Source organism: Cohnella thermotolerans DSM 17683 (assembly GCF_000429825.1).
GTDB lineage: Bacteria > Bacillota > Bacilli > Paenibacillales > Paenibacillaceae > Cohnella > Cohnella thermotolerans.
On the sequence record NZ_AUCP01000049.1, the window covers coordinates 13,669 to 29,634 of the forward strand.

At 62.0% G+C, this 15,966-nt stretch carries 11 protein-coding genes and 2 pseudogenes; 8 read left to right on the forward strand and 5 right to left on the reverse strand.

Annotated elements, in window-relative coordinates; genetic code table 11:
• The first annotated feature begins 27 nt into the window (after nt 1–27).
• From adhE to G485_RS31335, 6 genes and pseudogenes are all read left to right on the forward strand, one after another.
• A complete protein-coding gene (adhE, locus tag G485_RS0110220; protein ID WP_027092477.1) occupies nt 28–2,634 on the forward strand; it encodes a bifunctional acetaldehyde-CoA/alcohol dehydrogenase in 2,607 nt (868 codons plus the stop codon).
• A gap of 99 nt (nt 2,635–2,733) precedes the next feature.
• A complete protein-coding gene (gene pflB / locus G485_RS0110225) occupies nt 2,734–5,004 on the forward strand; it encodes a formate C-acetyltransferase (protein ID WP_027092478.1) in 2,271 nt (756 codons plus the stop codon).
• A gap of 61 nt (nt 5,005–5,065) precedes the next feature.
• On the forward strand, nt 5,066–5,833 hold the full coding sequence (gene pflA, locus G485_RS25925) for a pyruvate formate-lyase-activating protein (RefSeq protein WP_035155596.1): 768 nt from the start codon (nt 5,066–5,068) through the stop codon (nt 5,831–5,833).
• Nucleotides 5,834–5,945: 112 nt separating this feature from the next.
• Nucleotides 5,946–7,022, forward strand: a complete 1,077-nt coding sequence (locus G485_RS0110235) for a Gfo/Idh/MocA family protein (RefSeq protein WP_027092479.1) — start codon at nt 5,946–5,948, stop codon at nt 7,020–7,022.
• 282 nt (nt 7,023–7,304) lie between these two features.
• On the forward strand, nt 7,305–7,715 hold the full coding sequence (locus G485_RS31465) for a HoxN/HupN/NixA family nickel/cobalt transporter (RefSeq protein ID WP_084423243.1): 411 nt from the start codon (nt 7,305–7,307) through the stop codon (nt 7,713–7,715).
• 22 nt (nt 7,716–7,737) lie between these two features.
• A pseudogene (locus G485_RS31335) lies at nt 7,738–7,833 on the forward strand (short-chain dehydrogenase); the annotation flags it as partial.
• Here the strand turns inward: G485_RS31335 and G485_RS25930 are convergent.
• The 3 genes and pseudogenes from G485_RS25930 to G485_RS25935 all read right to left on the reverse strand — a co-directional run bounded on the left by G485_RS25930 (nt 7,828) and on the right by G485_RS25935 (nt 9,895).
• Nucleotides 7,828–8,178, reverse strand: a complete 351-nt coding sequence (locus G485_RS25930; RefSeq protein WP_051318163.1) for a hypothetical protein — start codon at nt 8,176–8,178, stop codon at nt 7,828–7,830. The pseudogene G485_RS31335 and the gene G485_RS25930 sit on opposite strands and share 6 nt — an antisense overlap.
• Nucleotides 8,179–8,304: 126 nt before the next feature.
• Nucleotides 8,305–8,739: pseudogene (locus G485_RS0110250) on the reverse strand (superoxide dismutase); the annotation flags it as partial.
• A 130-nt stretch (nt 8,740–8,869) separates the two neighbouring features.
• Nucleotides 8,870–9,895, reverse strand: coding sequence for an alpha/beta hydrolase (locus G485_RS25935; RefSeq protein ID WP_035155600.1), 1,026 nt, complete (start codon nt 9,893–9,895; stop codon nt 8,870–8,872).
• Nucleotides 9,896–10,107: 212 nt separating this feature from the next.
• On the opposite strand from G485_RS25935, the gene G485_RS0110260 reads away from it, so the two are divergent.
• Nucleotides 10,108–10,848: an IclR family transcriptional regulator gene (locus tag G485_RS0110260; RefSeq protein ID WP_027092482.1), complete on the forward strand. Its 741-nt coding sequence runs from the start codon at nt 10,108–10,110 to the stop codon at nt 10,846–10,848.
• Nucleotides 10,849–10,961: 113 nt separating this feature from the next.
• Here the strand turns inward: G485_RS0110260 and G485_RS28985 are convergent, their stop codons facing one another.
• On the reverse strand, nt 10,962–12,008 hold the full coding sequence (locus G485_RS28985) for a YlbL family protein (protein WP_051318164.1): 1,047 nt from the start codon (nt 12,006–12,008) through the stop codon (nt 10,962–10,964).
• Nucleotides 12,009–12,135: 127 nt separating this feature from the next.
• Between G485_RS28985 and G485_RS0110270 the strand changes: the two genes are divergently transcribed.
• Nucleotides 12,136–13,071 carry a metallophosphoesterase family protein gene (locus G485_RS0110270; protein WP_027092484.1) on the forward strand — a complete coding sequence of 312 codons (936 nt, stop codon included), beginning with the start codon at nt 12,136–12,138 and terminating at the stop codon, nt 13,069–13,071.
• Nucleotides 13,072–13,128: 57 nt separating this feature from the next.
• On the opposite strand, the gene acnA is transcribed toward G485_RS0110270, so the two are convergent.
• Nucleotides 13,129–15,843, reverse strand: a complete 2,715-nt coding sequence (acnA, locus tag G485_RS0110275) for an aconitate hydratase AcnA (RefSeq protein WP_027092485.1) — start codon at nt 15,841–15,843, stop codon at nt 13,129–13,131.
• Between the last annotated feature and the right edge of the window lie 123 nt (nt 15,844–15,966).

The following is a 15,966-nucleotide window of genomic DNA, read 5'->3' on the forward strand; positions in this document are numbered from 1 at the left end:
CATCATCGTTCGGAGGGAGAGAAGCGAATGGCTGTCAAAGAGAGTCAAGTCAAACATGCCGTAACCGCAGCTGAGGAAGTCGAGGCGCTGGTCGCGAAAGCGAAGCGGGCGCAGGAAGCGTATCTGAAGCTGAATCAGGAGCAGGTGAACGCCATCGTGCAGGCCATGGCGCTGGCGGGTTTGGAGAGGCATATGGAACTGGCCAGGCTGGCGGTCCAGGAGACGGGCAGAGGCGTTTACGAGGATAAGATCACTAAGAATCTGTTCGCGACGGAATACATTTACCACAGCATCAAGTACGACAAGACGGTCGGCGTCATCGAAGACAATCCGTACGAGAGCTACCAGAAGGTGGCCGAGCCGGTCGGCGTCATCGCCGGGGTGACGCCGGTGACGAATCCGACGTCCACGACGATGTTCAAGTCGCTTATCGCGGCGAAGACGCGCAATCCGATCATCTTCGCGTTCCATCCTTCGGCCCAGCATTCGAGCTCGGAAGCCGCGAAGACGCTGCTCGCCGCGGCGGTGAGGGCCGGTGCGCCTGAGCACGCGATCCAATGGATCGAGCATCCGTCCGTGGAAGCGACGCAGTTGCTCATGAATCATCCGGGCGTAGCGCTCGTCCTGGCGACCGGCGGCTCCGCGATGGTGAAGGCGGCGTACAGCACGGGCAAGCCGGCTCTCGGCGTCGGCCCCGGCAACGTGCCGTGCCTGATCGAGAAAACGGCGGATCTTAAGCAAGCGGTGACCGATCTGATTCTGTCGAAGACGTTCGACAACGGCATGATCTGCGCCTCGGAGCAGGCGGTCATCGTCGAGGAGCCGGTGTACGATCAGGTCAAGAAGCTGATGAAGGACAACGGCTGCTACTTCCTGAACAAGGAGGAGACGGAGGCGGTCTCCAAGCTCGTCATCAATCCCGAGAAATGCGCCGTCAACGCGGTCATCGTAGGGCAGCCGGCGGTCAAAATCGCGGAGATGGCGGGGCTTGCGGTGCCGGCGGACACGAAGATTCTCGTCGCCGAGCTGCAGGGCGTGGGCGAAGCGTATCCGCTGTCGGCCGAGAAGCTGAGTCCGGTGCTCGCCTGTTATAAGGTCAAAACAGCCGCGCAGGGGATCGAGCGGGCGGCCGAAGTCGTCGCCTACGGCGGCATGGGGCACTCGTCGGTCGTTCACTCGCGCGACGAATCCGTCATCGCCGCTTTTGCCGCCAGGCTGCAGACGGGACGGGTCATCGTCAACGCTCCGGCGACGCACGGCGCGATCGGCGACATCTACAACACGAACCTCCCTTCGCTGACGCTAGGCTGCGGCTCTTACGGCAGCAACTCGACGACGGCCAACGTAACGGCGGTCAATCTGATCAATGTGAAACGGGTGGCGAGGCGAACGGTCAACATGCAGTGGTTCAAGGTGCCGCCGAAGGTATACTTCGAGCGGGGCGCGACGCAGTATTTGGAGAAAATGCCGGACATCTCGCGGATTATGATCGTGACCGACGCGATGATGGTGAAGCTCGGGTATGTCGAGAAGCTGGAATATTACCTTCGCAAACGGAAAACGCCGGTGTACCTCGAGGTGTTCTCCGACGTCGAGCCGGACCCTTCGACCGATACGGTCGAGAAGGGCCGGGCGCTCATGGCCGCGTTCCAGCCGGACTGCATCGTCGCCCTCGGCGGCGGCTCGCCGATGGACGCAGCGAAGGCGATGTGGCTTTTCTACGAGTATCCCGACACCAGCTTTGATTCGCTTAAGATGAAGTTTCTGGACATTCGCAAGCGGGTCTACAAATATCCGCGGCTCGGCCGCAAAGCCAAGTTCGTGGCGATTCCGACGACGTCGGGCACGGGCTCGGAGGTGACGTCGTTCGCGGTCATCACCGACAAGAACAAGGGCAACACGAAGTATCCGCTCGCCGATTACGAGCTGACGCCGGACGTGGCCATCATCGACCCGGAATTCGTCTACAGCCTGCCGAAGACGGCGGTCGCGGACACGGGGATGGATGTCCTGACGCATGCGATCGAAGCTTACGTCTCGGTCATGGCGAACGACTACACCGACGGCTTGGCGCTGCAGGCGATTCGCCTCGTGTTCGATCATCTCGAGAAGTCGTACCATACGGCCGATCCGGTCGCCCGCGAGAAAATGCACAACGCCTCGACGATCGCCGGCATGGCGTTCGCGAACGCGTTCCTCGGCATCAACCACAGCCTGGCGCACAAGTGGGGCGGGCAGTATCATACGGCCCACGGCCGAACGAACGCGATCCTCCTGCCGCACGTCATTAAGTACAACGCGCAGAAGCCGACCAAGTTCGCCTCGTTCCCGAAATACGGCCATTTCGTCGCGGACGTTCGCTACGCGGAGATCGCCCGCATGCTGGGCCTTCCGGCGAGAACGACGGAGGAAGGCGTGAGCAGCCTCATTACCGCCGTCCGGAAGCTGAACGCGTCGCTCGGCATTCCCGAGAAGTTCGCCGATCTCGGCTTTGACGCGGCCGACTTCGAAGCGCGCGTCGACGAGCTCGCCGACCGCGCGTTCGAGGACCAATGCACGACGGCCAACCCGCGCATGCCGCTCGTGACGGAGCTCGCGGAGCTTTACCGCAACGCGTTCTACGGCAGGTTCTGAGCGCCGGCCGACCCGGCGGCTTATGCCGTAATACGGGCGGACGAAGCGGCACAGAAGGCCGGATCGCGGGCGAATCCAACCCATCGGAGGTGCTTGACAATGGCGAAATTGGAAGACGAAGCGAGGAGAAAGCTGGCCGTGGACAACCCGTGGCGGAAGTTCGCGGGAGGGGCGTGGCAGGAGCGGGTGGACGTGGCGGAGTTCATTCGTCTGAACGTGACGCCTTACACGGGCGACGAGCGGTTTCTGGCGCCGCCGACGGAAGCGACCGCGGCGCTGTGGCGGCAAGTGCTGGAGCTGATGCGCCGCGAACGGGAGAACGGGGGCGTGCTCGACGTGGACGTGAAGACGGTGTCCACGATAACGTCCCATGCGCCGGGCTACATCGACAAGGAGAAGGAAGCTGTCGTCGGCCTGCAGACCGACGCTCCGCTGAAGCGGTCGATCCAGCCGTTCGGCGGCATCCGGATGGTCGTCGACGCTTGCGAAGCCTACGGCTACAAGCTGCCCGACGAGATCGTGCGGCTGTTCACCGACATCCGCAAGACACATAACCAGGGCGTGTTCGACGCCTACACAGCCGAGATGCGAACCGCCCGCAAAGCCGGCATCATCACCGGCTTGCCGGATGCGTATGGCCGCGGCCGCATCATCGGCGACTACCGGAGGGTGGCGTTGTACGGCGTGGACCGGCTCAAGGCCGAGAAGCGCAAGGAGCTGCAGGAGCTGGAGGTCGGCGAGATGACCGAGGAGGTCATCCGGCTGCGGGAAGAGCTGTCCGAGCAAATCCGCAGCCTTGGCGAGCTCGCCGAGATGGCGGCTACCTACGGCTTCGATATTTCCCGGCCGGCTTCGGACGCCCGCGAGGCGTTCCAATGGCTTTATTTCGCCTACCTGGCGGCGATCAAGGAGCAGAACGGGGCGGCCATGAGCCTCGGCCGGGTGTCCAGCTTCCTTGACATTTACATCGAACGGGATTTGGCGGAAGGGGCGCTGACGGAGGAGGAAGCCCAGGAGTTGGTCGACCACTTCGTCATGAAGCTTCGGCTGGTGAAGTTTCTGCGGACGCCGGACTACAACGAGCTGTTCAGCGGAGATCCGACGTGGGTGACTGAATCGATCGGCGGCATGGGACTGGACGGGCGGACGCGCGTGACGCGCAATTCCTTCCGCTTCCTGCATACGCTCTACAATCTCGGCCCGGCGCCGGAGCCGAACCTGACGGTGCTCTGGTCGGAGATGCTGCCGGATGCTTTCAAGCGGTACTGCGCCAAGGTGTCCATCGAGACGAGCTCGATCCAGTACGAGAACGACGAGCTGATGCGGCCGCTGTTCGGGGACGACTACGGCATCGCCTGCTGCGTGTCCGCCATGCGGATCGGCAAGCAGATGCAGTTCTTCGGCGCCCGCGCCAACCTGGCCAAGGCGCTGCTGTACGCCATCAACGGAGGCGTGGACGAGAAGCTCGGCATCCAGGTCGGGCCGCGCGTTTCTCCGCTTGAGGGGGACGCGCTCGATTACGACGAAGTGATGAAGCGGTACGACGCGGTGCTGGAGTGGCTGGCGGGGCTCTACATCAATACGCTGAACGTCATTCATTACATGCACGACAAATACTGCTACGAGCGGATCGAGATGGCGCTGCACGACCGCGACATCGTCCGTACGATGGCAACGGGCATCGCGGGCTTGTCGGTCGTCGCCGACAGCCTCAGCGCCATCAAGTACGCCAAGGTGCGGCCGATTCGCAACGAGAAGGGGATCGCCGTCGACTTCGCGATCGAAGGCGACTATCCGCAATACGGGAACAACGACGAGCGGGTGGACCGCATCGCCGTGGAGCTGGTCGAGTCGTTCATGGCCAAGCTGCGCAAGCACCGGACTTACCGCGGGGCGATCCCGACGCTGTCGGTGCTGACGATTACGTCCAACGTCGTCTACGGCAAAAAAACGGGCAGCACGCCCGACGGCCGCAAAGCCGGCGAACCGTTCGCGCCGGGCGCCAACCCGATGCACGGTCGCGACCGCAAGGGAGCGCTCGCTTCGCTCGGCTCCGTCGCCAAAATTCCGTATAACAGCTGCCAGGACGGCATCTCCAACACGTTCTCGATCATTCCGAAGGCGCTCGGGCGCGAGGAGAAGGCAAGGGTGGACAATCTCGTCTCGATGCTCGACGGCTATTCGGTCAGCGGCGGCCATCACTTGAACGTCAACGTGTTCAACCGGGAGCAGCTGCTCGACGCGATGGAGCATCCGGAGCGGTATCCGCAGCTGACGATCCGGGTGTCGGGCTATGCGGTTCATTTTATCAAGCTGACGCGGGAGCAGCAGCTCGACGTCGTCAACCGGACGTTCCACGGCAGCATTTAAGGCTTGTTTGCAAAATCGGAAAGGTCAATTCGCGCACGGCGGCGGAGAGGAGCGTGGCGCCATGTTATCCCAAGGGCGAATTCACTCGATGGACACTTGCGGCACCGTGGACGGCCCGGGCATCCGCTTCGTTCTGTTCATGCAAGGGTGCGCGCTGCAATGCGCCTATTGCCATAACCCCGACACATGGAATACGGACGGGGGCCGGCCGATGTCCGTAGAGCAGGTGCTCGCGGAGATCGAGCCGTACGTTCCTTATTACGTGCGGTCGGGCGGCGGCCTTACGGTGACGGGCGGGGAGCCGACGCTCCAGGCTCCCTTCGTCGCCCGGCTGTTCGCGGAATGCAAGCGGCGCTGGGGGCTGCACACGGCGCTCGATTCGTCGGGCTTCTGCGATCCGCGCCATGCGGAGGAACTGCTCGACGCGACCGATCTCGTCCTGCTGGACTTGAAGCTGATGGACCGGCAGCGGCATATCGAGTTGACCGGCCAGCCCAACGACCGTATTCTGGCTTTCGCGCGCAGGCTGGCGGAGCGGGAGACGCCGGTCTGGATCCGGCGCGTGCTCGTGCCCGGCATCACCGACGATGCCGCGGACTTGTCCGAGCTCGGACGGTTTATCGAACGGCTTGGCAATGTGCGCAAGCTGGAGCTGCTTCCCTATCACCGGATGGGCGTGTACAAATGGGCCGAGCTTGGCCGGGCGTACCCCCTGGATGGCGTGAGGGCGGCCGACGAGAAGGACGCGGAACGGGCGGCGGCGATCGTGGAAGCGGCCAGACGCCGGGAATGCGGCCGATGCGGGCAAGGATGCCCATGTCGGATATAAAAAGAGCCAAATCGGACACTGTATTGCCCCGGACCTTGCAGTATGATGGCGGTATAGCGCTTTCGCCGTGGTTCGGCCGGCGGCGCGACTTCATCGCAACGGAGGTACTTCCATGGGTTCTTCTGACAAAATCCGCATCGGCCTGATCGGCGCGGGCAATATCGGCAATGTGCATTTGCAGGAATTCGGCAAGTTGGACAAGGAATGCGAGATCGTCGCCATTACGGACGCCTATTTGCCGCTTGCGGAACAGCGGGCTCAGCAGTACGGCATCGGGGCGGTCGCTCCGTCCCCGGAGGCGCTCATCGCGCGCAGCGACATCGACGCGGTCATTATCGGGGTTCCGAACAAATACCATGCGCCGCTGGCGGTGCTGGCGCTGGAGAGCGGCAAGCACGTGCTGCTGGAGAAGCCGATGGGGCTGGATTCGGCGGCGGCGAAGGACATCGTCCGCGCGCAGAAGCGCACCGGCAAGACGCTGATGGTCGCTCACCAAATGCGTTGGGAGTGGCTGCCGCTGCAGGTGAAGGCGCAGATCGAACGCGGCGAGCTCGGCAACATCTATACGGCGAAGACCGGCTGGTACCGCCGCAAAGGGATTCCGGGCTGGGGAACCTGGTTCACCCGGCATGCCGAATCCGGCGGGGGCCCGCTGATCGACATCGGCGTGCATATGCTCGACCTGGCTTTCCACCTGATGGGCGAGCCGAAGCCGGTATCCGTGTACGGCTCGACCTACGCCGAGTTCGGCCCCCGCAAGAAAGGCATCGGCAGCTGGGGCAAGCCGGATTGGAACGGCATTTACGACGTCGAGGACTTGGCGACCGCCATCATCAAGATGGATAACGGCGCATCGCTTACGCTTGAAGTGAGCTGGGCGGTCCATATGGATACGGACAGCAGCCCGTTCGTGCATCTGATGGGCACCGAGGGCGGCGCGTTCCTGCGCGGCAACGAAGGCAAGTTCGTGACGGAACGCTTCGATCAGACGATCGACATTCCGCTAGTGGCGCCGCAAGACGACGAAGGCGGCCGCATTCGGTTGTCCCGCCACTTCCTCGAGTGCGTCCGCGAAGGGAAGACGCCGTGGACGTCCGCGGAGACCGGCCTGCGCAGCAACCTGATCATCGACGCGATCTACGAATCTTCCCGCACCGGCGGCGAAGTGAAGCTGGACTGGAGCCTGTAATCCGGGCAGGCAGCGGCGCGAGCCGCTCCCGGCGGTCTTACGAGACCGTTTGGGAGCGGCTTTATTTGCGCAATTCGGCACCTCGGGCTCCTTTTTCCCTCGTATTCAGGGCTTATCCCCGCTGCTCAGTCCGCAACCCTAAGCCGCTTGAGATGCCGGATGGACCGTTTCAACGGTTGCAACGCAGACCGTCAAGACGAATGGATGTTTTCATATCGAGCATGTTCTCTTAGGTTCTCTGAGCCACGGGGATAAGCCCCCAAATGAGCGCCAAATGGCTATTTGCCGTCCGAAGCGAAGCGCAATCCGGGGCGCCGGCTCCGTTTTCGCACAAACAACGTTTCCGAACCCGACAACAATACGGTCCGGAAGCTGGCCCAGCAGAACCGCAATCCGCTCGGGGTCGGGTTTTATTTCTCGCTCGGGCATTCGTCCGTGGTGTTCCTGATGGTTGCGGCGATCGCTTTCTCCGTGCGCTGGGTGCAAATTAAGACGCCAGTCCGTCCTGCAAGGCGAACTCGGCACCGCCCCGGCGTCCGGAGGCTTGCTGTCGCGGTTAACGATGCCGCTGCTGCGGTTCGTCGGACGCAGTTGGCACGTATATCCGCTCGGATTTGTTCGGCCTGGGCTTCGATACGGCGACGGAGATCGGCCTGCTCGCTTTGTCGGCGACCGCGGCCCAAAGCTCGGTGACGGTATTCGGCATTCTCTCGCTTCGGACAATGCCGATGTGGTCGCGTTTCTGGCTTCGAACGTCGGCCGCTGGGCGACGGGGCAGATGGTGGACGCGACGGGCGGCTCGCATTTATAACGAAGTCCGACCTCTTCCTATCGCGGAAGGCGCGAAGAACGGGCGATGGGCTTCCTGCAGATCCGCAAGATGCGAGACTCGTTCGTTCGTCGACCGGACGATGCCGATGAGCTGCACGAGCATGTCCTCGTGGCTGTCCAACCGCTTTCTGACCGCAACCATGCCATCCTTAAGCGTCTGCATGTCGCTTTTGAGGGTTTGCACATCGCTCTTAAGCGTCTGCACGTCGCCCTTGAGGGTTTGCACATCTTTCTTGAGGCCTCTTACGTCTTCCTTGACTTCGGTTAATTCCCCACGCATGCCCCGCAGCTCGCCAAGAATCAGATCCAGCTTGTCCTCGCTCATTCCGAACGCCTCCCGTTGGTTCTTCTAAGCTCCGGCCCGAACGCTCTCATGCTTCGCTGCGGAGTAGCCTCCAGAGAAAGCGAAAATGACGACGTCGGACGGCGCTGGTGAGGGGTCCAGTGCTGTTCAATAAGGCGCCCATTGCAAGGCGCGGGCTTTCTCGAAACGTTCGGCCGCGAACGGCCAGTTGACGACGTTCCACCAATCCTTCACGTAATCGGCCCGGTTGTTCTGATGCTTCAAATAATAAGCATGTTCCCATACGTCCAGCGGCAGCAAAGGGACGACGTCCCATTGCGACAAGTTCTGATGCTTCTCGGCGGTCAAAATGTCCAAGCGACGGCTGCGCGGGCTCCAGACGAGAATCGCCCAACCGCCCCCCTCCACCTTGTTCGCCGCTTCCGAGAACTGCTTCTTAAACGCGTCGAAACCGCCGAAATCGCGGGCGATCCGATCCGACAGCGCTCCGCGCGGCGTCCCTCCGCCATCCGGCTTCATGGCCTCCCAGAAAAGCGTATGCAAATAGTGGCCGGCCCCGTTGAAGGCGAGCTCTCGCTCCCCGGCAACCCTGGCGGCACCGGCGCCGCGCCGACGAACGGATGCATTCGGCTTCCTCCTTCCATCGGGCACGATGAGTTTCGTTGTATTCAACGTATGCTCGAAGGAAGTTGGCCTATGCCCGGCAGCGGAGCTACGCGATCTGCGCCTGTTTTAGCGCAAGGGCGTTCTCATGAATCGTCTGCAAAAACTCGGATGTGCGCCGAACGTACTCTTCGGGGTGCGTGCGGAATATCATTTCGTGAATGGCGCCGGGCACGGTCCACAGCTGCGACAACGGATTCGTCTGCGCGGCCGCGACGCTCTCGGAGATGCTGGCCGGAGATTTGTCGTCCGCCGTGCCGTAGATGACGAGCACCGGATAGCCGAAGGAGGTCGACATCGCTTCCGAGGAAGGTATGTCTTCGAGACGCGTGCCGGCGAACATCGGGACGAGACGGGACAGCAGCTCGATCGAAAGCGATTTGGGAAGAGAGACGTAGCGCTTTAAATTGTAATAAATGGAGTCGGCGTCGGGAATAAAGGTGCTGTCGAGGATCATGCCGTCGATCAGGTCGGTTTTCAAGGCGGTTTGCAGCGCCGTTCCCGCTCCCATCGAGAAGCCCCAGACAACGAGCTCACGGCTCCCTTGCGCACGGGCGAACCGCAGCGCCCCGAGGAGCTGCTCGGATTCGGTGACGCCGCCCGTGGCGGGCAATCGGCCGGAGGAATCGGCATAGCCGTAATCGAACATGAGGACGTTATATTGGAGTCCGTGCAGCAAGCTGGCGATGTCGTACATCGGGACCCAGCTTTCTTCCCGGTTCGCGCCGTATCCGTGGCTGAGCACGACGGTCCGGTCGCTGGACCCGGCCGGGATCCACCAGCCGTGCACTTGCACAAGGCCGTCCGCGCTGGCGAACGTTACATCGTCGTAAGGCAGATTCCGGGCGGTCATCGGATCGGAGGCCAGCCTGGCCACTTGCGGGTGGGTGAGCACCCAGACGACAACGGCATAGAAAGCGAACAGGAGAAAAAAGACGGAGCAGACGACGGAGATCAGGACGGTGAAAATCCAGCGGCTTCTGCGTTTGGCCGGAGCGAGCGGGTACGTCTCTCCGGACAAAGCGGGCAGCGGCAGGGCATCCAGGGGGTAGGGGGTTAACGTCGTTGCGCTCATGGAATCCACCTCCGCTTGCATCGAACCTATTCATTAGAAATCGTTAATTTTATCGTAAAATCGGAAAGTGGAAGCGTCAACAAATCTTGTCGAATTGTAAGCGCGCCGTAATGCAACTGTAACACGGGCCTTCCAACATTTACTCGCGTTGCCGGTTGAGTTATACTGAGTGTACCGATGTTTCACACCGTGAAACGAATGGAGGGCATCCAATGGAAGAAGAGAAGCGAACGATTCGCGCGGTCGAGAGGGCTTTGGACGTGCTGCTCGTCTTCACGTCGGGAAGCGAGTGGGGCTTGACGGAAATCGCGCAGCGGGTCGGACTTCATAAAAGCACCGTGCATCGGCTGCTGGCTACATTGGAGCAGCGGGGCTTCGTCGTCCGGGACGAGGCGACGGAGAAATATAGGTTGGGATTGCGCATTCTGGAGCTGTCCGCTTACACGCGCGCGGACGATCCGGCTGTCGTCATGCGGGGGGAAATGGAGCGCCTGCGCGATCAGCTCGGCGAGACGATCAGCCTGTACGTGCGGGACCGGACGGACCGGGTGCGCATTCAGGCGGTGCAGAGCGAGCAAGCGGTCCGCCGGGTGGCGCCCGTCGGAGCCCGGCTCCCGCTGACCGTCGGCGCGTCGAGCAAGGTGCTGCTCGCTTTCGAGGCGCCGAGCGTGCGCGATGCGCTGTTGTCCGAGCTGGTCTGGCCGGCGCCGATGGACAGAGCCGCGTATGAGGAGCAGCTGCGGGAGATCGTGGCCGCGGGCTACGCAACCAGCTTCGAGGAGCGCGAGCCGGGCGCGGCGGCGATCTCGGCGCCGATATTCGCGCGGTCGGGCAAGCTTTACGCCGCGCTGTCGGTGTCCGGGCCGTCCAATCGGTTGACGCCGGACGTGATGCGCGAGGTGGCGCCGGACATTATCGCCGCCGCAAAGCGCATGGGCACTTTGCTCGGCTGAGCCGACGCTGGCGAGAGAGCCGGTGATCGGGAGCGATACCGCTAACGCGGTTATATCGGCAAATAGCGGATTCCGTGTCCGGTAGTGCCCGGAACCTTCTAAAGCGCCACCTGCTACTTCTTCTCTTTCAGGCCGCGAAGGAAATCAAGCGCGTCCTGCAGCGAAGAGACTTTCACCAGCTGTGGCTTCAGCTTCAGCTTGTTGACCGTCGCCTGGGCGTCCGTCCAGTTGCTGTAATTGCCCGACTTGACGTACGGCACGAGGAAGTAATCCGCCTTCTCCCGGTCGGCCGCCATCAGCTTGTATTCGATGCCGCCGATCTGCCCGACCGATCCGTCCGCCGCGATCGTCCCGGTGCCCGCGATGCGGTAGCCTCGGGTCAAGTCCTCGCCGGTGAGCTGCGAGACGATCTCCAGCGTCATCATCAGACCCGCGGACGGGCCGCCCGTATCGTTGAAGTCGAATTTGACCGGATCGGGAGCCGTCACCTTCAGCACCGAATCGCGATAAAAACCGACGCCCGCCTTCCCGGTCGATTCCATCTTGATCAGCGGCACCGACACCTCAAACTTCTTGCCTCCGCGCGTGCCGGCCAGCTTGACGACGTCACCCGGTTTTTTCGTCGCCAAAATCTTGCTGAAATCCTCCGCCTTCTTCGCGGACTGCCCGTCGACGGAAGTGATGATGTCCCCTTCCTGCAATCCGTACTCGGGAGCTTTCGAGCCCTCGAGGAACTGCCGGACGATGACGCCTTCTTCCTCGACCTGAATATCGCGCTTCAACGCTCCGTAAGCGGCCATCAGGGCGCTCGCTTCGGAGCTGTCCCGCATCCAGGCGAGCAGGTTTCGGTAGGCTTCCAGGTTGACCGTTCCGCCCGTGGCCGTCTCCTCCGTCTTAATGTCCATTCGCGGGTTCAGCCGAGCGTAGAGCAGATCGAACGCATTCGGCTTGGAGCGGGTGGACACGGTCGTAAACAAGAGAGCGCCTTTCTCCTCGAGCTTGTGTCCGGTTTCGACGCGGGGATGGACCGGCTCCGCCGATCCCGGCGCATATATGACATAAGGCCAACTCTTAAAAAACGCGACGACCAGCAGGAGTGCGACAAGGCCCCCGACTATGGCTGTCCAGTTGCGTTTTAACCAGCGTCTCCATGCAGCCATCAGGGCTTCACCTCCGCTCTCCATTATAACGCATCTGCCTCGGCATAAACAAAATGTGCCAATCCGTGGCGCTCGGGCGGTTCTGCCGCTACAATGAGATTGACCACGGGAAGCGGGGGGGATGGGGATGACCGGACAGCTGCGGCTGCGCGAGGACGGAACGTTCAAGATTGTCCAGTTTACGGACCTGCACTGGCAGAACGGCGAGAAGGACGACATGGCGACCCGGCAGTTGATGGTGCGCACGCTGCAGACGGAGCGGCCCGATCTCGTCGTGTTGACGGGAGATTTGATCTTCGGAAGCAGATGCAAGAACCCGGGAGAGTCGTTGCGCCAGGCGGTGCGGCCGGCGGAAGAGGCGGGCATCCCCTGGGCGGCCGTATTCGGCAATCACGACGACGAAGGCGCCCTGAACAGAGCGGAGCTGATGAACGTGCTGCGGGAGCATCCGCACTGCCTGTCGGAGCCCGGTCCGGCGGATATCGGCGGCGTCGGCAACTTCGCGGCGGCGATCGCGGATGCGGGCGGGCGAACGGCCTACGCGCTCTTTTTTCTCGACAGCGGCGGTTATTCGCAAGTTCCGTCCATCGAGGGCTACGACTGGATCCGATCCGGCCAAATCGAATGGTACGCGCGGCAGTCGCGGGCGATGGCCGAGACGAACGGGGGACGGCCGGTACCCTCGCTGCTGTTCTTCCATATTCCTCTGCCCGAATACGAGCAAGTATGGCGAACCCGAACCTGCTACGGACATCGGCACGAGAAGCCCGCCAGCCCGAAGGTCAATTCGGGATTGTTCGCGGCGATGCTGGAGACGGGAGGGGCGCTCGGAACGTTTTGCGGGCACGACCATACGAACGATTACTGGGGAGAATTGGCGGGCATCCGGCTTTGTTACGGCAGGGCGACGGGATATCAAGCCTACGGGAGGAAAAGGTACCCGAGAGGAGCGCGCGTCATCGTCCTGAAGCAAGGGGAGAAGAGCTTCCGGACCTGGGTCCGTCTGGCGGACGGGCGGGCGATTCACCGTCCGAGGAAGCACCGGCCGTGTCTTTGGCCTTAAGGCAATAAAACAGCCCGCGGGAGGCAAGCTCCCGCGGGCTGTTCGTTGCCGCGCAAATTATTGCTGAGCGAGCATTTGACGGAGCACCGTCTGCAGAATGCCGCTGTTGCGGTAGTAATCGATGTCGACCATCGAGTCGAGGCGGACGATGACCGGGAACTCGAAGGTGGTGCCGTCTTCGCGCGTGGCGGTGACGGTTACCGTTTGGCCCGGTTGGACATCGTTGTTCAGGCCGGTAATATCGAACGTCTCGCGGCCGGTAATGCCAAGCGTTTTCCAGCTGTGTCCCGGTTGGAACTGCAGCGGCAGGACGCCCATGCCGACGAGGTTGGAGCGGTGAATCCGTTCGAAGCTTTCGGCGATGACCGCCTTGACGCCGAGCAGGAACGTGCCTTTGGCCGCCCAGTCGCGGGAGGACCCGGTTCCGTATTCTTTGCCGGCGATGACGACGAGATTCGTTTTGCTGCTTTGGTATTTCATCGACGCGTCGTAGATGGACATCACTTCGTTGGTCGGCAGGTACGTGGTGACGCCGCCTTCCGTGCCCGGAGCGACCTGGTTGCGGATCCGGATGTTCGCGAACGTGCCGCGCATCATGACCTCGTGGTGGCCGCGGCGGGAGCCGTACGAGTTGAAGTCCTTCTTGTCTACGCCGTGCTCGAGCAAGTATTTGCCGGCAGGGCTGTCGACTTTAATGTTGCCGGCTGGCGAGATATGGTCCGTCGTCACGGAGTCGCCGAGCAGCGCCAGGACGCGCGCTTTCTTGATGTCGGCGATGTCGCCCGGCTCGGAGCCCAGATCGTTGAAGAACGGCGGGTTCGCGATGTAGGTCGACTTCGGGTCCCATTCGTACAGCTCGCCCTTCGGCACCGGAATTTTGTTCCATTGCTCGTTCTGCGTAAACACGTTCTCGTATTTGGCGCGGAACATATCCGGAGTCAGCGATTTGCCAATCGCTTCCTGAATCTCTTCGTTGGTCGGCCAGATGTCCTTCAGGTACACCGGCTCGTTCTTGCTGTCGTAGCCGATCGGATCGTTCGCCAGGTCGATGTTGACCGTGCCGGCGAGCGCGTAAGCGACGACGAGCGGCGGCGAAGCGAGGTAGTTCGCTTTGACCTGCGCGTGAACGCGGCCTTCGAAGTTCCGGTTGCCGGACAGCACGGCCGCGACGGTCAGGTCGTTGTCGGCGATCGCCTGGCTGACTTCATCCGGCAACGGACCGGAGTTGCCGATACAAGTCGCGCAGCCGTAGCCGGCGACGTAGAAGCCGAGCTTCTCCAGGTAAGGGAGCAGGCCGGCCTTGGTCAGGTAGTCGGTGACGACGAGCGAGCCCGGCGTCAGCGAGCTCTTGACGTACGCCGGCTTGGTCAGGCCGCGTTCGACCGCTTTCTTCGCGACGAGACCCGCGCCCAGCATGACGCTCGGGTTGGACGTGTTCGTACAGCTCGTGATCGCGGCGATGACGACGGCGCCCGTGGTCAGCTTGCTCACTTGGCCGTTCTTGTGCTTCACTTCCGCCGTTTGCGCGATCTTCTCTTCGGACAGGCCGTAGCCGCCCTTGTCGATCGGCGTGCGGATGATGTCGTTGAACGCCTGCTTCATCGAGGTCAGCTCGACGCGGTCTTGCGGGCGTTTCGGGCCGGCGAGGCTCGGAACGATCGTCGACAGGTCCAGCTCCAGGATGTCGGTGAACACCGGATCCGGCGTATCGTCCGTGCGGAACATGCCTTGCGCTTTGTAGTAGGCTTCGACAAGCTCGATTTGCTTCTCGTCGCGGCCGGTCAGGCGCATGTAGTTGAGCGTCTCTTGGTCGACCGGGAAGAAGCCGATCGTGGCGCCGTATTCCGGAGCCATGTTGGCGACGGTCGCGCGGTCCGCCAGGCTGATGTTGGACAGGCCGGAGCCGAAAAACTCGACGAACTTGCCGACGACGCCTTTCTTCCGGAGAATTTGCGTAACGGTCAGCGCCAGGTCGGTCGCCGTAGCGCCTTCGGCCAAGCGGCCCGTCAGGCGGAAGCCGATGACTTCCGGCATAACGAAGTACAGCGGCTGCCCCAGCATGCCGGCTTCCGCCTCGATGCCGCCGACGCCCCAGCCGACGACGCCGAGACCGTTGATCATCGTCGTGTGGGAGTCCGTGCCGACGAGGGAATCCGGGTAAACTTCGGTGACGCCGTTTTTCGTTTTCGTAGCGGCTACGGATGCCAGGTACTCCAGGTTGACCTGGTGAACGATACCGGTAGCCGGCGGCACGGCGCGGAAATTATCGAACGCCGTTTGCGCCCAGCGCAGGAAGCGGTAGCGTTCTTCGTTGCGTTCGAATTCGACGTCCATGTTGTATTTCAGCGCGTCCGGGGTGCCGAACGCGTCGACCATGACGGAGTGGTCGATGACGAGGTCGACCGGTACGAGCGGGTTGATCCGCTTCGGGTCGCCGCCCGCCTTCTTGACGGTTTCGCGCATGGCGGCCAGGTCGACGACGACGGGAACGCCCGTGAAGTCTTGCAGAACGATGCGCGCGGGGATGAACGGAATTTCCTTATCCTCGCGTCCGTTGGTCCAGTTCGCAATTTGTTTGATGTGCTCCAGCGTAATGGCGCGTCCGTCGAATTGGCGGATAGCCGCTTCGAGCAGCACTTTCATGGAGAACGGAAGCTTGGATACGGGCCCCAAGCCTTGCTGCTCCAGCCGCTGCAGATCGTAATACCGGTACGTCTGACCGGCGGCTTGCAGGTCGGTCTGAACCTGATAAGGCAGGTTAGACAATTCAATCAGCCTCCCGATAGAGTTTCAAAGAGTGAAACTCGATTTCAAAAATAACCTTCGATACTAAGTATACCTTTAAGCGCGTTCTCCGTAAAGACGAATTTCGCCTTCTTGAAGCGGAATTAAACG